At 63.6% G+C, this 19448-nt stretch carries 10 protein-coding genes; 1 reads left to right on the top strand and 9 read right to left on the bottom strand.

Annotation, left to right across the window (positions count from 1 at the left end; genetic code table 11):
* Positions 1-37: 37 nt before the first annotated feature.
* The 8 genes from dpdD to dpdE are packed head-to-tail and all read right to left on the bottom strand — an operon-like array spanning position 38 to position 17665.
* Positions 38-2074: a protein DpdD gene (gene dpdD / locus AC5677_RS29600; protein WP_497190943.1), complete on the bottom strand. Its 2037-nt coding sequence runs from the start codon at positions 2072-2074 to the stop codon at positions 38-40.
* Positions 2071-2589, bottom strand: a complete 519-nt coding sequence (gene dpdK, locus AC5677_RS29595; RefSeq protein ID WP_497190942.1) for a phospholipase D-like domain-containing protein DpdK — start codon at positions 2587-2589, stop codon at positions 2071-2073. Before dpdK ends, dpdD begins: the two co-directional genes overlap by 4 nt.
* Entirely contained in the window at positions 2586-7088 is a 4503-nt protein-coding gene (gene dpdJ / locus AC5677_RS29590) for a protein DpdJ (protein ID WP_497190941.1), read from the bottom strand. Before dpdJ ends, dpdK begins: the two co-directional genes overlap by 4 nt.
* Positions 7085-7771 (bottom strand): hypothetical protein, encoded by a 687-nt coding sequence (locus tag AC5677_RS29585; protein WP_497190940.1) that lies wholly within the window; start codon positions 7769-7771, stop codon positions 7085-7087. The genes dpdJ and AC5677_RS29585 overlap by 4 nt, the downstream gene beginning before the upstream one ends.
* The gene (gene dpdH / locus AC5677_RS29580; RefSeq protein ID WP_497190939.1) at positions 7768-10872 is read right to left on the bottom strand and encodes a protein DpdH; all 3105 of its coding nucleotides are present in this window, start codon (positions 10870-10872) and stop codon (positions 7768-7770) included. Before dpdH ends, AC5677_RS29585 begins: the two co-directional genes overlap by 4 nt.
* Positions 10865-11797 (bottom strand): protein DpdG, encoded by a 933-nt coding sequence (dpdG, locus tag AC5677_RS29575; RefSeq protein ID WP_497190938.1) that lies wholly within the window; start codon positions 11795-11797, stop codon positions 10865-10867. Before dpdG ends, dpdH begins: the two co-directional genes overlap by 8 nt.
* On the bottom strand, positions 11797-14397 hold the full coding sequence (dpdF, locus tag AC5677_RS29570) for a protein DpdF (protein WP_497190937.1): 2601 nt from the start codon (positions 14395-14397) through the stop codon (positions 11797-11799). The genes dpdG and dpdF overlap by 1 nt, the downstream gene beginning before the upstream one ends.
* Entirely contained in the window at positions 14387-17665 is a 3279-nt protein-coding gene (gene dpdE, locus AC5677_RS29565) for a protein DpdE (protein WP_497196799.1), read from the bottom strand. The genes dpdF and dpdE overlap by 11 nt, the downstream gene beginning before the upstream one ends.
* 420 nt (positions 17666-18085) lie before the next feature.
* On the opposite strand from dpdE, the gene AC5677_RS29560 reads away from it, so the two are divergent.
* Positions 18086-18634, top strand: a complete 549-nt coding sequence (locus AC5677_RS29560; RefSeq protein ID WP_497190936.1) for a VUT family protein — start codon at positions 18086-18088, stop codon at positions 18632-18634.
* A gap of 287 nt (positions 18635-18921) precedes the next feature.
* Here AC5677_RS29560 and AC5677_RS29555 read toward each other — a convergent pair whose 3' ends face one another.
* On the bottom strand, positions 18922-19311 hold the full coding sequence (locus AC5677_RS29555; protein ID WP_497190935.1) for a hypothetical protein: 390 nt from the start codon (positions 19309-19311) through the stop codon (positions 18922-18924).
* Positions 19312-19448 lie beyond the last annotated feature (137 nt).

Below are 19448 nucleotides of genomic sequence, written 5' to 3'. Positions count from 1 at the left end.
TGGTCTCCCCGTAGGGATTGGGGAGACCACCAGCGTGCTATTGGCCTGCTGCGACGGCGCGAAGACCGCCCACGGCAGCCCGAAGCAGAGACGCTGAACCGCTTCCATCTGCATAGCAAATGTGCTTTGTTCCGGCATGCTGCGTGATGAATCCCGTCGCCGCATGCTTGGCGCAGCGAGTCGCGAGAACGATCAAGTCAGCACCGCGAGCCTTCTGCCTGAGTTGGGCGCTGCCGACTTGGTCGTTGGCCGTGACTGCCTTCACCGAGGGAGCAAGTTGCCCGATCTCCTCGACGCACCGCGCAAGCACCGCCTCGTCGAGGGAGTACAGGAGCACGTTCATGGGCCGGAGGCCCATGAGCGTCGTCTCCTGCTCGCTGTCGGCTCCGGTCCGGTCCTGCCACGTGAAGTCGACCCCGAGTTCTCGTGAGAGACGCTTCGCGAAGGCCAAGTCGGCCTCGTTGAGGCGCCCTTGATGCCGCCACAGAGGCTCCAGCAGGTCGTACGCAAGCTGGCCACGGGCTTCGAGGTCCGGGCAAGCAGCCAAGAACAGCCGATCGACGAAGTCCAGCGCAATTGCTGCCCGCTCCGGGGAAACCCAGCGACTGCGATAGGCGCCGATCTCGTCTAGAAGCTCGGCATAGGTCTGTGCTGAAGGGGCCGCACGAAGGGTGATCTCCGCGAGCGCCTGGAGCACGGCAAGATCACCAGGTCCAAACCGGTCGAAGGCGACCGCGTTCCGGATGAACGCATGGGCGGTCAGTCCCGCCGGAGCTTCGTAACCGACAGCATCAATGAACGCGCCAACAGCCCGCCAGACCTCTTCCGCAGCTTGGTTCTCCAGACTGTCCAGGAATCCGGCGAGGGCCGCGTCGTGATCCGCTGGCGAGAGCCACGAAGTCCACCTGCGCTCTTCTGCCGCCGAGCGGCCCTCGCTGCTGCCTGCAGCCACTGCAGCGAGGAAGGACGGCCAGGAATCGATGGTCGGAGATGCTTCCGTCGCGTCGTTCTCGCCTGGCTGTGCCGCGGGTTCTGTCGCGACGGGAGCCGCTGGCGCACCATCGCCTTCGGCCAGGACACGCTGAGCGTCCTCCCAGACGAGTGGCGGTAGTTCGCTTAGGCGGCCTTCGCTCTGCACAGTTTCCACGAGACGACGCAGAGCCGGCAGGTCCTCAAGGATGGTGGCCGCCATCAGAAGAACGGAAACGGCCTGTGTGCCCAACAAGCCCGCATCGGTATCCAACAAGGCAGGCAGGAACCGTCCCCGCGCTTCGAGCTTGGCTCGTGCTGCCGATAGATCGCCTTCTGCGAGAGGTTCTTCCAGCGCCGCGTACACGGCGTTCAGGATCGCCTCCTTCACCGGGACGGGAGGATCCTGCCGGATGGCGTCGGGCAGTTCAGGGAACTGGAGGATCTGTTCGCTGCGGCCGAGCCGGTCAAGCCGCTTGATCCTCAAGTTCGCGAGGTTGGCTGCGGTCATACCGCCCGCTGCGGCCAGATGGTCAAGCAGCACATTTGAGGCGGCCTCGGCCCCTGCGGAGAGGGAGGCGTCGAACTCAGCGAGGAGCCGGCCAATCGGCTTGGCCACCCGCCACAGTCTGGGAGGTCGGCGAGCCTGGGTCCTTTGCATCAACTCCAGTACCCCAGCCAGATTCCGGCGGTGGTCGAGAGTGCGTCCCGTCTCCAGTCGGAAGGTGGTGCGATCGCCGGCGAAGTCACGGATGGCCTGCTCGACGGGATCGTCTGGGTCCAGCCAGGCGGGCTGGATGCCAACCTGCTCGTCATACGCGATGTAGGTGGGGCCAGCGAAGGCGCGGATCAACTCAGCCGTCTTGGCTCGCTCACCAGGCTCACGGTCAATGACATAGACGACGAAGCGATCGCGGTCCGTATACACGCGTGGCAGGACTACGGGTGCGTCTTCGCCGCGTCGAAGGGACTCGACGAAGGGCAGTGTGCGGTCTTTGTAGCGGTGGTTCGGATCGAGGTTTGGCCAGACGCCGTTTCCTGGGCCGAAGAACCGGTGCAAGAACCTTTCGAGGGCTTCTCGCTTTTGCTCCTGGGTCTGCGTCATGAGCTGCTCCTCCACCGCTGTGCCAGGTCCAGCCGCGCCTGCCCGGCATCTGGCCCGCCCACCTTGTAGGTGACCAACTCATCGTTCTTCGCCATGCCGCGGACCGTGTAGTTCATCGACCCGGTGAGGATCCACTCCTGGCCACACAGAGTCTTCTCATGGACGTCGGGATCGCGCTGCACTTCCAGGCTGGCCAGTTCTGGGGCCTCGATCCGACGCAGAAACGCATCGTTGTTAGGGTGCGGGCGCGTGACCACGTGGACGCGAGCCCCGGCCCCGGCGATGCGCAGAAGCGTGTCAGACAGTCGCCATCCGCTGGGAGGGACGTCACCGAAGAAGGCGTCGTAGGTGCCGTGGCTGTTGTCGATGACTTGGACGTCTGTGATCCACGGTGAGACCAACCACAAGTCGCTGCTGGGGTTGAGCATCTCCGCCATCAGCGCAGCGGAGAGTATCGAGTTGATGCGCAGCCCTGTACGAGCACCTGTGCGCACGGTTCTGGTCAGATCTTTCACTGGGTTGCCTCCCGCAACTCCACCCGTACACGCAGTTTGTCTCGATGCCGGGCGTAGCCACGAACCTCGCCGTAGACACGCAGTACGTCCCGGTCTACGGGCAGCGCCGGCACTCGGATAAGAGCCTCTGCCAGGGCCTGTGACTCGCCGGCCGGACAGATGAGTTCTGCGGCACCGCTGTCGGCCATGGCCATCTGGTAGTCCAGGACCCAATCGCTCGCCGTGACGTAAACCTTGGGAAGGCGGTCGTTGTGAGCCTTGCGCACGAGCAGCCGGTCCAGCACCGGGGCATCCGTGTACGGCTGGTAGTGCTGGAGATCCTGTGTGCGAGCTTGTCGTCCCCGAGGCCAGAGCAAGCTGAAGGCCTGGTCGGCCGTCAACCGCTTGCTCCCGCCGACGTTCAGCCGGTTGTCGCCGACCGCGAAGGCAATGACGCTCGCGTCGACCTCAACGCCGAGCCTCTTCTCCAGGTCGGCCCACGCATCGACCATTGCTAGAGCCTGCGTGTCCGTGTCGGGTCCGGACCCCGGCCGGAGGAGTCGTGTCGACAACGCTGAAACCGCAGTGCGACGGGGACGGCCATCCAACTGTTCCCACGCGGCAAGGAGGCGGTTCAGGGCCTCCTGGGCCGCTTCGGCATCTTGGGCTCCTCGCAATGCACGCATGGCTTCTGCGGCATCTCCGCCAGGCTCATCGGCCAGGTGACGCAGCAGCCCGGTGAGTGTGGCGTCCACGTACTCGTAGTCGCTGGGGGCCAACGCGCTGGTGACAAGCGCCCAGAAACGACGAGGGTCTTCTCCGTAGAAGCGCACAAGGCTCTCGACAACCGCCAAGCCCCCAACAGAGGTCTCGCTGAGCCACACGACAGCTGGATCGCCACTGGCAGCACCGGGCAGTACGTCGACGATCAGGTCCCCGTCCTGCGAGTCGGGGCAGGCTCTCTGAGCGGCTGAGAGGATCGCCGCGGCCACTGTGTCGCGATAGGCGCGTTGGGCCAGGCCCTCAGTTCGGACGGCAATATCCGGATCGAAGAGGTGTTCCGCCGCACGGTCAATCGCAGCGAGCACTCGTCCGTCTCGCAGCAATTGCGTGAGGCCGTCAATCAGCCGCGCATTTTCGACCACGTGGTCAGGGTCGCTGTTGTCGCGGTAGAGGGCGCTCAGGATGCGTGACAGCTCCCCAGTCCACGCTCCGTTAGCGAGAGAAGCGCGAACCTCCTCAGACGTGCGAGATTGCTTGAGGCCTTCGAGCGCATAAGCGGTGAGATAGACCTGGCCAAGCCATGCACGCTGGAACTTGTTGGCGACATCCTCAAGGGCAGGGTCCTCTGCGAAAGTGGCCGAGAACGCCAGTGACCGCCATTGCGGAGACGACAGGTACTCCCTGACCAGAGGATCCGAGGTGTCCAAGGGCCGGAGCAAGATCCGCGCAGCATCGACGCCGAGTCTGAAACCAAGAGCAGCTGGCTTGCCGTGCAGTTCGTAGTAGACCTTGCGTGTCTCGACTTCTCCGCGCTCGAGTACCACCTGGCAATCGGCGCCGACGGTCATGCGACGCATCTCGATGGGGTTGCCGGCAGCGTGCGTGGCAAAGCTGACAGCCTTCACACGCTCGTGCCAGAGAGACGGGTCAGGGATATCCGCCGGGGTCGGTGGCGCCTCATCGGACACAACAATTTGCGTACCCCACAAGGGGAGGCCTTGCGAACGGTCGGAGATTTCCTGGCCTGGCTGCTCGAGCTTCAACTGTGTGGGTCGGAAGACCTGAAGCCCCTCTGGTGCGTAACCATCGGGCTGCCAGGTTCCTTCAGGATCGGCGTGCTGCACGATCTGTGTCAGCGGGAGAGTGCTGCTGCCGGCCGGTGGAACTGGGAGCCATGTGCGATGCTCATCACGGCGGTGACCGAATCGTCGGCTGACGCGTCCAGGTACAGCCTCACGTAGCGCCCTGGCGATCGGCAACTGCTCCAACGTGTCGTTCGTATTGAACGGCAGGAGCAGTTCAACCTCGGGCAGGTTCAGCGGTTCGAAGAGGGAGCGCGTGATGAACTCGGGTAGTAGGGCGCCTTCCTTCGCGCCCGGATCAAGGCGCTGGAATGACCAGTGGCTGGAAAGACGCCGCAGCGCAGTGGGAACGACAGACAGCAGCAGCGACCGGGGCTGTTCCCACAGCAGCGCCTGGACCTCGTCTGCACTGATCTGCAGAGCCTTCGCCAGGTGCTGGGCAAGATCGTCCTGCAGACCGGGTACGTCGAGGATCGCCTTCAGGAGAGATGTCAGCGCGTCGTGACCTTGCCGGTCCTCGTTGCGCACCTTGTGACCACTGGGGGCGCGGAGGATCTTTCGAGGGTCGGCCCACAGCTTCCGGGACCGGAGCTTGCGGCTCGCCCAGTCCAGGAGAGCCTGGGTGGCTTGGATCTTGAGTACGAAGCGGTTCCCGATCGGAAGACTTCGTGCGGGTACCTGCGGTGCGAACAGCGTCTCGTACGCCTGGTAGGCGAGTCGGTCTCGGCCGTAGTCCGATAGCGTGACTACCGTGATCGGCCGCGTGCCACGTTCTCGGCCTGCGCGGCCGCGGCGCTGGATGAACGCTGCCGCGTCGCGGGGTGCCTTGTGCTGAAGCACGAGGCCCACACGAGGATCGTTGAAACCGACTTCCAGGGAAGCTGTGGCTACGGTCAGGTTCGCATTGTGGTCGACCCCGACGTCCTGAGAGGACGTGCGACCGACATGCAGGTGGTGGAGCTGAAGGGTCGGGTCGAGGTCATGTCCGATCTTCTCGACGATGTCCCAAGACTGACCGTCCAGGTAGCGCGCAGGGTGTTCGTTGCGTTCTGACGAACGCAGGCCCGCAAGTACGGGCTTGCGACCGTTGCGGCGGCCTGCTCGGTTCTGTCCACCTTCCGCATCACGCAGGTCGTTGTAGAAGCGGTTGGTGACGTCCAGGTCATCGGTGAAGAGGAAGCCAGTGGAGCCGTACAGGTACTCCCTCTTGTCCAAGTCGAGCATGCGGCCATGGAGCATGGCCGTTTGGATCGACGTAGACAGCAAGCTCGTTCCGGAAACCGGGTCGCCGCGCAGCGCCAGTGCGTACTCACGGCCTTCGGACTCCATGGCCTCGTCAGCCGGCTCAATCGAGTCGACGTCGCCTGGGCGAAGGCCGACCAGTTGAGCGAAGAACCTGTCCGCGTCACGCAGGGTCGCAGACAGACCTACGAACGTCATCGGGCGACGTGCTGCCTCCCGCCAGCGGCGCAACAGCAGTGCCACCTGGGCGCCGTGAAGGCCGCTATAGGTGTGGACCTCATCGAGCAACACGAGGGAGGGAGCCGAGCCGCTGCCGCGCCACCCAAGCAGCCACTCCAGATAGCTGTCGCCGCTGCAGCGGTTCAGCATCTCCGTGGTGGTGAACAGCAAATCGGGCGGGTTCTTCTTGAGGGATTCCCGGGTGAGCGCGAGGCGCCCGTCGTTCAGCGTGTAGCCGCACCTCATGCAGGACAGCCGCTCACGGCCTTGCCTTCGGTCTTCGTCTCTCCACTGGAGTTCCCCAGTGCCGCAGTCCGGAGTGGGACAGGGCAGATACGGGCACACGACGCCCTGGGGAGTGCGCTTCCAGGAAGTGGCGAGTCGAGAGTCTGGTTCCAGCCTCCGGTCCCGAACGTTCCACGGGGTGTCGCCGTAGAGCGCACCGACTCGGATAGGTCGTCGCCTACTCGCATGCAGTGCCGGATCGACGGTGTCAACAGTCCTGATCGACTCCCGCAGCTGGTCGCGCAGAAGTTCCTTGCGTGGGTAGAGCGCCAGTGTGTGCACTCGCTTCGCCGCGCCACCGTGCGCCTCTTCTGCCATCGCTGCGAAGGCTGGCAAGTAGAACGAGAGTGTCTTGCCGCTACCCGTGCCAGCGCCAACGATGATCCCCTTGGACCTTTCGGCGCTGAGCGAAGCGAATACGGAACAGGTGGCGTCCAACTGGAACCGCGCCAGCTTGCGTCCCTGCAACTGAGCTGCCGCCACGCGTTCCTGCACCTCACCCCAGTGGGGAAGTTGCCCGAGATCGCGGAGAGCGTCGGAAGCTGGGATGTCTCGACGTGGGTAGCGCCGCGGTGCTACGTGCAGTCGATAGTCAGCGACAAGACGACGCTGATGCTGCCACCAGCCGGGCCGCTCCTCCTGCGCCCAGCCACCTCGGGCAAAGAGCTGCCGAAGGCCAGTCGTGAGCCTGAGTGACTCCGCCAAGCGGGTGCGATACCGCGGTGGCGAGGCCACAGGCACCGGCACCTCGAACAGCAAGGCACGGAGGAGGAACTCCTCCAGCACAGCGTCAGCGGACATGCTGGCCGGGGCCGCCTCGTGACTGTGCAAGAGACCGTCGATGGCCTCTATCACCTCGGCCTTGGAGAGGGCAGTCTCTGTAACGCCCCAGGACAGCAAGGGAAGTTCGTGGTCTTCCAGGCGATTCAGGAGTTCGTTCGCGAAGCGAACGTCAAGGTGCTCTGTCACGCTCCCGTCCTCTGCAGGGTGATGTGGATGTCCATCTCGAACTGGCGCAGCAGCGCAATGTCGCTGTCTCTGATGTCGCGGAGGGTGGGACTGGGCCGCTTCTCCAGCAGTTCCAGGAGTTCCAGCAGCTCGCTGGGGGGATCACTCTTGTCGTGCAAGGACTCCGCGAGGAGGGCGTACGTGCTGGTGAAGAGAGTTACGTCCGCCTTGGACAGGTTCTTGGTTGCCACCGCCTGCCGGAGTTCCTTCTCCCGGTTGCGTGCGGCCTCGCGTTCGTCGCGCGAGAGCATGGGGATCCGAGCCAGAGGAAGGCCGGCGACCTGTGATGTCGCCCAACTGGCCCATGCCGCACTGCTCTGAGCCCTGAGCTTGCCCGCGAACTCCTGGACTTTCTTCCGGGCGGTGTTGAAGACAGCGTCACTGGGAAGTCCGTTGAGGGCCTTCCGCTCGAAGGCGGAGCGCGCGGTGTCGATGCCTGAAAGATCGGGTTTGTGTGCCGCTCCCAATGTCGCAAGCGTATGGCTCAACTCCACCTGGGCCCTGAGTTCAGCCAGCCCCGCACGGAGTTCCTTGGTGCGGCTCAGAACCCTCGCCGCCTCCTTCTCCCCGACAGCGCCTGCAGAGATCTGGCGGGCACGGTTTTGCAGCTGTACAGCCTTGTCGTACACGGACAAGTTGGTCACCAGTCCTCCCCGTCGTCTTCGGCGGACGGGGCAGCGGTGAGCGCATGCCACTCCACACAGATTTGACCCACGTCTTCCGCAGCACTGTCACCTGCGGAGCCACTAGAGCGTGACTCGGCGCTGGCAAGAGCAGCGTCCAGCCAGTCGTTGCTGGCAATGAGTAGTTGTTGAATCAGCTTGAGCGAGTCACCGCGGTCCTTGACAGCCGCAACCATGCGGGCTTGGTGACGAGTTGAGGAATCACGGCTTTCGTCGCCTGCCTTGGCCAGGTCGTCTTCGAGTGCGGAGATGGCCTTCCAGTCCGCGTTCTGGGCATCTTGAAGGAGGGCGTTGAACTGACGCGTCTGCTCGGCTGTCAGGGGTAGCCCAACTTCTCGTGCGGCGCTGAGAGCATCGCGGATTGCAGCCAGGGTCTGGACGCCAGTGGTGCCCCGAGGGTGACGACTTCGGATCGAGTTGAGCAGATCTGCGTGGCGAGTGAGTTGATCCTCGACCATGGTCGTCCAGGACGCGAACCCAGTAACGGCCGACCTCACCCATTTCGGAATGTCCAGGGCCTCGACATCCCAGTTCCACGAGGACGCGGCTCTGTCGAGTAGCGGGAGGACACGCGCGGCATCAACCATGTTCACCGCGCCAATGCCTTGGGCGATGCCGACGGCGTAGCGGAGCTGTTTCACGAGTTCGGGGCGCACTTTGAGGTGCCCCTGGAGCATGTCTATCCACTTCCCTGCACGGATGCCATCGTCCTCGCGACGCCACTCTTGCCCGTCATCGAGCACGGCGGCAATGAGTTGAGAATGAGGCATCCCGGGCCAGGCCTTGCCAGCTAGTGCCGCACCAAGCAGCGATGCGCGGAGCCCCGCAACGAGGTGATCGTCGGTGACCTCCATGTGCCGCTGTAGCCGTGCAGTGAGATCTCGGCCGTGCTTCTCTGCCAGGAACGCCAGCCGTCGGATGTCCTCGGCTCGCGCAGGGAGTTCCCGCTCAGCTTTCAGTAGGCTGTCGAAGAACCAACTGTCCTTTGGGCGACGAGTGAAGGTGATAGGGGCATTCTCGACGCCGGCCAGGTTTTCCTTCGCGCCTTGGATGGAGACGACAGTTGCCTTGGTCGGCCATGCGGCCCTCCGCAACTCGGTGCTACCCACCTCCCGCATTAGAGGTGAGTTCCACTGGTACCTCTGCAATACCGCAGTGGAAACAACGACGCGGATCCGATTTGCGGTGGAAGTATCCAGACCACCTTCGCGGGTGAGCCACTCATCCACCGTCTCTAGCATTCGCTGGAGTTCCCTGGGAAGTTCGTCGCGTTTGCCACTCGTTCCTGCCTCGGGCTTTGACTCCCCGGCACCCGTCTGCCCCCGGATGGCGGTAGAAGCAGGCGGACACCTTTGCCCCTCTTCGCCCCCGAGCGGCTCCAGAGAGAAGGCATCCAGGATGGTTGGATGGAGGCTGTTGGCGTGCTCAGGGGCGTCTCCCCAGAACTCGAGCACGAGGTTCCGCCGCTCCGCAGAGGCACGGTCGTGATCGTTCTCTGCTACGAAGCCGAGCACGTCGCGGCTGACGCGCTTGTCGAGCTTGGTGGGCCGGAACCGTTGCCGGAACATCGGGTCCGGGAACTCGCCCTGCCGCATCGCCGTGGCGTGTTCAACCAAGACCGGTCGCACGATACTCCCGAGCACGACGCGGGGGTTGAAAGACCAAGGCTTGTTCTGATCTGCCGTTGAGTGGACGGCCCTTACAAGAGACGACTCGTTGAACGGGTACAGCCCGTAGCCCTCAGCGGTTGCTCCGAACGCCTCGTGGCACTCCGTCCGGAACGAACAGGACAGACATTTGTTGGGAGGGACCTCGCCGGTGTTCGCACGCTCAAGTTCATCGCGGCCCAAGCGCCCAGCATTCAGGTAGCGGCCGACGAACGAGGCAATCTCCGTGTGTCCGGTCTCCTCCGGACTGAAAGGAACATCCAGGTGGTAGACGTAGCCCGTGCCGGCCTGGATGCGGGTCAGGGCTGTCTCATCCAAGGACTGGAAGTAGCCCGTCGTTACCGCCATGAGTGTGCGGATGGGGGCGAGAGTCGTCTTGCCCTCCCGGTTTGCTGCTTCAACCACGGCATCTAGCAGATCTCGCTGGACACCTTGGATGAGAGCAAAGTCCTCGATGAGCAGGACGATCTCCTTGCCCTGCCGGTGGTACTCCTCTCGTACCTGCTTCATCGCATCGAGTAGCCGACCTGCCCCGAGGTTGGCGGCGCTCTTGATGGCGGCTTCGAGGTGTCTGTTGAGTAGGTCTACTGCAATGCCCTGAAGGTCACCGCGTGTACTGATGGTGCCGAGCAGCTTCTGCGCCAGGCCCGACGCGGATTGGATGTCTTGAATGTCGAGTGGAAGGTCGCTGACACTGAACCCTTCGGGGCGGTCAGACTGTCCGTCCCGGCGATTGTGAATCAGTTGATGAGCGAGCTCAGGGACAAACATTCGGGGCGCGAGCAACGCCGCACGAACATGGGGATCGAGAAGCACCGCAGCCAGTTTGCCGGGCCCCACAAGCATTCGGGCCAACGGGCGTGATTCTGAGTTCGGGGAAGTAGCTTCGAGAGCCTCGCTCAGTTCATTGAGGATGCGCCTCGCAAGCGACTCCTCGTCGATGTCTTCGGTAAACCGGTTGATGTCCTCTTTGAGCTGAGCCAGCTCGTTGCTCTCCGCCTTCGCGATGAGCGTGCTGACGACGGCTTTGAGGCTGGTCTTGGACTTCTCGAGGTAGATAACCTCTCTCTCGTCTGCGCCCTCCTCCATCAACGCCAGTTGCTCGCGAACCCAACGGACCAGATGCGACTTACCTGAGCCAGACTCACCGACAACCGGCATGAGCAGGGCTCCGCTGTCCGCGCGGAGCGCCATGAAGTCTTTAAGGACTGCATTCTCACCGATCGGTTCGCCTTCGATGGCGAGTTCTTTCCCATCCATGATCCGGGCGCGCTTAATCCGCAACGGCGCATGCGTGGCCAAGAAGACCGACCGCGAAGGGCTGACCGCCTCAGTGTTGATGGTGGAGGCTGCCACTGCTGGTTCCCAGCAGAGCATCCCGCGGAAGTCAGCCATCGGTGGGCTCCAGGATCGTGATGTCGCTAACGGGGCGCGGACTAGCGGGCCGTTCAGGGTCGTGCAAGAGAAGAATCTTCCGAGCATCGTCGTCGTGCTCCAGGCGCAGCCACTTCTCGTCGTGGCCACGCAGGAGAGCAAACGAGAGGGCGGTGCCGGCCACACTGTCGCCCGGACTGGGGATCCCCACGGCGAGCGAGTGTGCGCCGCCAGGCAGCACCGGTAGGTGCTCTCGCAGAACTTGCAGTGCCTCAACAGCATTGATGCGCTGGGTCGGCTGCCATAGGTCGAGCACTGTTTGCTTGACGGCCAGGGTGCAGTCCGGGACCAGTGGGCCGCGGCCTTCGGTGCGGAAGACAGGGGCAGCGGCGAAGCCAAGAGCAGTTGCCCAATACCCGAAACGGGGCCATCGCGTGTCGTTGGCGAAGAGCGGAAGCACCTCGGTCCTCAGCAGCTTGCGGTCTCTGCCGTCTTTCTCATCCAGGAGTCGCTGTGCGGCGACCCAATCAATGGGGCGTTCCATTGGGTCGTGCGAGAGGAACCAGGCAAGCGCACGGGTTAGGTCTCGGGGCCCTGTCGGTTCGTTGTCAGCCCCCAGGTCGTTGTTGTAGTCCGCCTTGAGGACTGCGCGACGAAGGATGCGGGTGTACGTCTCCAGATCGTCGCTGTTGGCGAGATCTTTGGTTGGGCCCGCCAGCGAGAGCTCTTGCTGGCCAGCATCGACCTGTGCCAACTCCAGGACCTGGAGGGAACTGATAGCACAGTCGAAAGGCGGCTTGGTTGATGTGTCCTCTGAACGCAAGGAGGGAGGACTGACCAGCGCCCGCGCCTCGTCCAAGGCGATGCTCTTCCCCAAATAGGTGAGAAGGCGCACGACCGCCCATGTCTGGGAGGGGATGGCTGCGTCTACGTTCAGGAGAGTCATCAGAGTTCCTCCAAGGCACGGCGGATCGACAAGTTCGCCGGGTGGACATCGACGAGTGGTGTACCTCGGCGTTCTGGGTGATGCATGGCGCGGGGATGGATCAGGTAGGTCGGTGCATCCCAGGTGAAGCGTCTAGCGATCTGTGGTCCCGGAGACGTTGTGTTCGGGTCAGCCATCCAGATAACAGGGCCGGACCAGTCCGACAGCAGAACATCGTCATCATCGACGATCACGGTGCGGGTGCGTGCTGTTGTCTGCAGTTGGCTTCTGAGACGGCTGTTCATGCCTGGCCCTCCGACCACGCAGATCCTTCGACGGACAAGGCTTTCCACCAGCCGTGCTGCCAAAGCCCGGTCGTCAGCGTCTTGCCACCACAGGCTCAGGCATTGATGGTCCCCGAAGTAAGGCGTCAACGGCAGACGCCCATGAGTCTCGGACGCCGGCAGCAGAGGGTGCGGTTCCCCAGCGAGCCGGTAGAAGCCTGCAGGGAGGAGCTTCGCAGTAGCCCTGCATCGAGGACACCCACGGCAGGTTATGCCGCTACGTCGAAAGCCCTCGCCGTGTGGGATTCGGTAGTACGCCCCCAGCACGTCGCCGATGCATCGGTCACCCCGCAGAGCGGATTTCAGCTCACGCAGTGCCGAAGCACGACCATGCAGCAACTTTTTACGCTCAGCGTCAAAGCGATCACGAAATTTCTCACGGTTCCTCGCGTCGGAGTCGAGGAGTTCTACGTCTGCGTAGCCGTCAGCCGTGGAATAGAACAGGGCAAGTCGCGCTTTCCAAAAGATATCTGACTCGCGCTCATTCTTGGTGGGAGCCTGTGGTGGATGGATGGCCACGATCCCCGATCGCATCATGAGGTTCAGGATCCGGATGTTCCATTGCCGGTTCCGTTGAAAGCCCTCGTTCATGTCAGGGGGGTAGGAATCCAGACTCACTCGGTGGCGGTCTTGGATGGTGTCCCGGCTGTGGAACATTGCCTCCCAGCGCTGCCATGCGCGCGGGGCGCCGATGACCACCTCGTCGCTCATCTTGTTGGCGATACTTTCGTCCTTGCGCGTAGTGGCCAGGTACGAGATTGAAGGGCTTCCGTTGCGCCCCGCTCGGCCGACTTCTTGGTAGTAGCGGTCCACCGTTTCCGGCAGACAGGCGTGCACAATCGTCTTGACGTCATCGAGATCCACGCCCAGGCCGAAGGCGGAGGTACCCACCACGATGTCGTATCGCGACTCCACGTCGCCCTCAGCGGTCGTGCCACTCCATCCTTCCAAGGCGGCGCGACGTTCGGGGTCGGTGGAGTCCCCGGTTACGCTAGTTACGCGGCGCAGCCCGTGGCTGCGAAGACGCCCCGCCCACTCCTGCGCATGGACGATTTTGGTCGTGTAGAGGATCATCGGCTTCGGCAAGTACGAGACGGCATCAAGGACTGCGGCCTCGCGGTCGGTCTCGCTCCGAAAGACGTCGATGTAGTAGCTCGGCTCGTGGCGGAGTTGGGAAGCCCAGATGACCCTTGCCTGCTGCGGCGAGGCGAATAGCGTGTCAAGCGTCTCCATCTGTTGCCCAGTCAGTGTTGCGCTCATCGCAATGGTGACTGGCTGCCTACCCTCTGGTGCCTTGCTGAGCCAGATACGGCGGTGACTCGACATCGTCTGGAACGCGGTGCGGAAGCTGTTGCCCCACTGCTCGACCAGGTGTGCTTCGTCGATCACGAAGTAGTTGAACAACCCGGCCTCAGCCGCGTCTTCCAAAGGCTTCTTCAAGCTCTGCACTAGAGCCTCAGGTGACGTGAACACAAGACGTTGGCGGCCCGCCGCGATGTCGTCTTGCATCTGTTGCCGGCCTTCGTCAGAAAGCCCGCTGGTGTAGGCGTACCGCTGCATGGGGCTGTGATGCCCGTACTGTTCAAGGATCTTGAAGGCGCGCCGTTCCAGGTCTGCTGCGAGAACACTCGTAGGCACAACAACCACCGATACGCCGCTGCTCACGCTCGATAGGAGCGCGGGGGCTATCGCAACTGCGGTCTTTCCATGCCCTGTTGGGAGACAAATGATCGTGGTGCTCCCCGGTGGGGCAAGCGCGATAGCCCTAGCGGCTTGTCGCTGACCGGCCGACACATAGTGGCTGTGATCGTCACCGAGGGCGGTCGTGAAGAACGGGTCGGCTGGGTATGACTCCAGCTTGCGACGGTGTGGTGAGTCTTCACCGAGATAGACCTGTCGTAGATCCTCTTGAGCCGCTTGGCGGGATCCTTCGTCTGGCACAGGCGGATGCCACGGCAGCGCACTTACCCACAAGTTGGCGCCGCCATCGCGCAGCGCAGTCTGGCAGCGCATTTGCTCCCACTGCTCGCGAGTGGGCAGCCGCGGGAGAAGGGGAACCGTGAATCCGGTTGTGTTCTCCCGTGCTTGAGCTTCGAGCAGGATCTGCCGAGTCAGCGAGGCAATGTCCCTCCACCCGCTGGACTCACTGGCCAGGGCATCACGGAGCCTGCGCAACGTCCCCTTCGCTTCGGGAAGCCTCGGAAGTTGCTGGAGATCGCGGTACTCCGACAGGTGGTTGAAGAGGGTCTTAGCCCCGGTCCAGTTGTCAGTCGCCACGAGGGATCCTCCTGAGCCCCGTCTTCACCAAGCAGGTGGCCGACACGAGCCGAACCTTCGGTTCGCTAAGTGCCTGCACCAGCGCATCTGTGATGGCAACATCCAGCAGGTAGCTCTCTCCGTCTCCCAGGAGCCGACCGGCTGCTTGGCGGGCTTCCGCCTGTGCTTTCGCGACGGTGAGGCGCTCCCGTCCCTGTTGCTGGGCCAGGGCACACCTGTCGGCCAGGTTGGTCACTCGCTTGAGTTCCGCTCGGGCGACTGTTTCAGCACCACGTGCAGACGCTTCGTATCCGGGGTGCCCATCGAGCAGGTCCATCAACTCGTACATGTTTCCGGCGTTGTAGTTGTGGTCCGTGGCCCGGTAGTGGGCATCTAGCCACTTCTGGGTGTCTCCGCTGGTCAGGGCCTCGGTAGCTCCAGCCGACACCCAAACCTTCAGCGTGAACGGTGGGAGAAGCTGTTCAGCTTGGCGCCTCAAAGCTGCTTCCGCGTCGCGGGACTCTTGCACGAGTCGCAGCGCCAGCGCGAGCGCCGAGGAGAAATCGGCTTCGACGAGGTAGTCGAATCCGAAGTAGGGCTCCGGCTCTCCCCGGTGATTGACATCAGCGCGCCAGAAGGCCGTGGCCTGGCCGCGGTCGTCGCACCAAACGACGTCCGCGAGTCTGTTGACGAGTGGGCTCCCGATACGGAACAGGCGTGTGCCGGGGGCTTTGAGTGCCTCAGACCGGCTGAACGTGCCCTTGGCCATCTCCTCTGTGAGGTTCTTGAGGCCATAGAGATGGGGGGAGATGAGGGTGCGCGACTTGAGGTCGAAGACCTCGCACATCACGTCATTGATCTTGCGCTCGGTGTGGCGGAGTTTGATCCCCTCCGAGCCGTCTCGTCCGGTGTATCCGAGCATGGCTTTGCGAGTGGCGTCCCAGCCAGCCTCGAACGTTGCGAGTCGCTCCGCGAAGTCGATGTCGTGGGGGGATGTGTCAAAGATCGACTCAAGGGTGTCCATGCTGTCGATCTCGCGGCGGGCTTGGGTGAGTTGCTCCTGAACAGTCTGGGTGAAACCGGGCAAGCCTTCCGGCCCATGCTCGAGTGCCTCCGCCCAGACAGCAGCGAGGCCTTCCGCGATGGCATCCTGGAGCGTGGAGGCCGACCCGTCGAAGATGCGGTAGCCATCAGTGAGCAGCGACAGCCATGCATCGGTGTGCGCTTCGGTGTCCGCGAGCACGAACTGGCGTGGTGCTTGGCGCTGCCGGTGGGACTCGACGTAGCGGTCTGTGCGGCCGAGGCGCTGCTCAAGTTGGTTGGGTGACCACGGCAACCGCACGTGGATTACGGTCTGGGCGGCCTGGAGATTCAGCCCGTCTTCCGCAGTGTCGTCCGTGATGAGAACGGCGGCCTTTGTGCTGGGCTTCCGCCATGCTGTGGTGGCAACTTCGGATGCGTCGGGGCCTGCGCTGCGGGTGTGCTCGAAGAAGCCGACCTCGGCGAAGCGTGCGCGCATGCGTGTGGTGAGTGTTGAAGCGAGTGAGCCTGGGCCACAGAAGACAATGATGTGTCCCCCCTTACGCAGTGCAGGGAGGAGGGTGTTGATGAGGTCGTCGATTTCAGAAGCGCGACCGTCGTCCGTGATCTCTGATTCGAGATTCTCCAGGCTCTTGGCCTCGTGGGGCGCCACGGGCACGTTGGAGAGGTGGTTCCGCTCGCGGGCACTCAGGCCGGCACGCTGAGCGGCGCCTTCGTCACGGCGGACCCGCCATCGAAGTGCGTCGAGATAGTCAGCAGACGCGCCACCGAGACGGGACGCGAGCACGGCCAGCGCAAGCGCGTAGTTGGTGCGTTTACCCTCAAGGCCCTCGTCGAGGAGGTGCCCCCACAGCTGGGTCTGCCACTCCAGAAGGTTGTCCGCGGCCGGGCTGTAAGACTCGGCCGGCAGCTTTGCTGGCTTGGCGCGGCCGCGCACCTCGTAGGGGACGGCTGCTGAGTCGTCGTTTTGGCGCAGTACGTTCGCCCTGCGGTTCCTGATCACACGGCGGTGCAGTCGGTACGTCTCGCTGATGTGCGCCCGAAGCGCAGTGACGCGCGCCTTGAGCTCTGGCATCCCCGTCTCATCGCGGAGGCTTCCCTCCGCGTCGAGAAGGTCGAGCACCTGGGCTGCCAGGCGCTCGAAGCGGGAGTCCTCCGGGGGCAGCAGTGCCTTGACCATGTCGATCGTGGACGGCAGCAATGGGTGGTACTCCGCGTCGAGGCTGAGGACGTGGTTCGCCAACTCCGCCCGGTGGTTGTACCGCTGTTCGAACGCCTCCCGCTCGCTCCACTTGTACACGTCGGGATCAAGCAGGTGCAGAAGTCCCAGGTGCGTGGTGTGGCTGGAAGTGACTGGTGTGGCAGACAGCAACAGGAGCTTTGACGCAGAGTGCGCGAGATCGCGCAGTGCGCGATAGGTGGGGTCCGTGTCATCGCGATCTTGGACCAGTTGGTGGGCTTCGTCGACCACGACAAGATCACTGCCGTGGTGCCGCTCCCATAGGTCGGGAGAGTCATGGGAGATGACCTTTACGCGCCTCGGGAAGTCATCGGTGAAGAATTTCGTGCGCAGCTCGGCTACCCACTGTCGGCGCAGAGACTCAGGGACGAGGAATGTCACGCGTGCCTGCGGGTTATCGATCAGGGTCTGCAGAGCCACGAGCGCGGCCTCGATGGTCTTACCGAGTCCGACTTCATCGGCGAGGAGATACCGCTGAACCGGGTCCGAGAGCACGGTCAGCGCGGCGCGGACCTGGTGCGGGTAGATTTCAGCGGCGGCCGCCAGGAGAGCCGGGGTGCTGGCACTGGCTGCGCGCTGAGCGACCAGGTTGTGCAGCATCGGGATGCGTGCGTTGTAAAGGTGTCCGGATTCGTTGCCTCCGGACACCAGGACCTGGAGAGGGTCACGTACCGGCTTGTTCCAGCGCACGCGGAGATCAGATTCGGGTACCGGCAGGTCGTAGTCAGCGTTGGGAAACCGAACGAAGTAGCCCCCAGGGGCCGGGCCTTGTACGCGGCCGGCCATCCACTCGCCGGTGTTCGGGTTGTGACGGAATACGCGCGTTGGAGGTCTTAGCCGCACGCGCTCACAGGCGACAGCGGGAACGGTCTGGCAATCGATCTTGGGCTCGGCCATGGACTCGAAGAAGTCCACGCGCAGTGAGCCATCGGCGATCGCGCCCACCCGTCCGATCCCAGGGCTCCCCTGGAACTCGACGAGGTACCCGACTGCGAAGCCTGAAGCCATCCTTCTTCTCGCCCCCACCTGCTTGTACGCCAACGCTGACGAGCCTAACGGGGGGCACTGACAACAACGTCGAAGATGCTTCAAACGAATTCGTATGTATATTCGAGGAGGGGCTTGAAAGCCTTCAGTTGCCCCTTGCTCATTTGCGGCTATAAGGTTTCAATTTCGCTTAAATCGATCACCGGGAGGGCGAGGTGACGGGGTGCTGCCCCGTGACGATGGCCGAAACCATTCGCTGAACTCGCAGTCGAGATCGGCTGCGGGGCAGCGTAACGACCCTGTCTGCCCTGCGTCATCGCCGCCGAGGAGCGGTGCCCCGGATCGATCTTGGAGGCCGGACACGGCGGTGTTGTCAGTGCCGTGAGCTGTACTGTCTGGGCGCTCGTCTGCCACCTGCTCCCCGCGGGAGGCAAGGCGGGCATGTTCCTGCCGCATCGAGACAGAAAGCAGATCGTGAAACTCCCCGCTCCAGCCGGTATTGCTACCCTCCTCGGCTACGTCGCCACCATCCCAGCCGCCAACTTGGCGGTCACGCACTTCGGGGCCGTCCCCGTCGGCTTCGGCTACGCCGCACCTGCCGGCGTCTACATGGTCGGCCTGGCCCTCGTGCTCCGTGACCTCGCCCGCGAGGCCGCTGGCCGAAAGGCGGTCCTCGGCGCGATAGCCGTCGGCACCGTTGTGTCCTACTTCCTCGCCAGCCCGGGGCTCGCCGTCGCCTCGGCCGCGGCCTTCGCGGTCGCTGAGACCATGGACTTTGCCGTCTACGAACCTCTCCGATCGCGCGGCCTGGTCATCGCCATGCTCGCGTCGAACGCCATCGGCCTCCTCGCTGACAGTCTGCTGTTCCTCAAGCTGGCCTTCGGCTCCTTCGAGTACCTGCCCGGGCAGATCCTCGGAAAGGCTTGGATGACCCTCGCTGCGGTCGCCGTTTTGACCATCCTGCGGCGCCGGAAGCGCGCCACCGCATGACGCCACCGCCGGGACGTGCCGCGAAAGCGAGCGCCACGCGCCGGGTGGTCTCCCTCACGGTTGACCGTGGGCGACTCTCGCGGCACGCCCCGGGCTGCCCTGCTGCACTTCCTGCCTCACGGCAAGATCATCAATGCGGGTTGGTCTGCACCATTTGACCAGGAAGGCATGCGGGGGTAGTCGAGATGCTCAGGTGCCCGGAAGGTAAGGAATTCATTGCGGAGATCGTCTCGGTGAAGACAATGAAGCACCACGCCATCTCCGGAAAGAAATAGCCACGGCGCGAATCACCCATCGCGCCCCTCGTTCTTTGACTCGTCCTGTTCCTCTTGTTCGGCCTCGGGCTTGTGCCGCACCCCCATTTGGGATGAGTCCTGCGATACTTCCTCATGAGCAAAGATGCGCCGAACTTCCTCCCGCACGTCCTCGATGGGGTAGCCGGCGTCTTGGAGCATCCGAACGCCCGTCTCAAGCGAGAGCACTCGCGAGGTCACACCCTTGACGACCTCGTTCAGGATGGCGGTTCGGTCGGTGGGGGTGTGCGGTCCGAACACGATGCGGGCAGGAATAGGTGCACCCGTCGGCCAGCCATCAGCGTGGCCGGCCTGGTGGATGCGCTGCACCATCTTCAGCAGCAGCGCGTACTTGTGGGCCCGGGCGAGCCGCAAGGAGTCCACGAGTGAATCCAGCGGGCCGAGCGACAACTGCAGGGCGTAGCCACTCGGCACATCACACGCTCGGCGGTCCCCAGACTCACGGCAGGAAGCCGGGCGTTGACCGCGGCCCGGCCGCGGATCTCCTCGACGCGGGAACG

Source organism: Streptomyces sp. JLSY215, from assembly GCF_059682825.1.
This window is presented reverse-complemented; position numbering and strand designations above follow the sequence as displayed.

Bases quoted from the DNA above. Each gene is read 5' to 3' on its own strand.
- dpdD (WP_497190943.1), bottom strand. From the start codon at position 2,074: ATGACGCAGACCCAGGAGCAAAAGCGAGAAGCCCTCGAAAGGTTCTTG.
- dpdH (WP_497190939.1), bottom strand. From the start codon at position 10,872: ATGGCTGACTTCCGCGGGATGCTCTGCTGGGAACCAGCAGTGGCAGCC.
- dpdG (WP_497190938.1), bottom strand. From the start codon at position 11,797: ATGACTCTCCTGAACGTAGACGCAGCCATCCCCTCCCAGACATGGGCG.
- dpdE (WP_497196799.1), bottom strand. From the start codon at position 17,665: ATGGCTTCAGGCTTCGCAGTCGGGTACCTCGTCGAGTTCCAGGGGAGC.
- AC5677_RS29560 (WP_497190936.1), top strand. From the start codon at position 18,086: ATGTTCCTGCCGCATCGAGACAGAAAGCAGATCGTGAAACTCCCCGCT.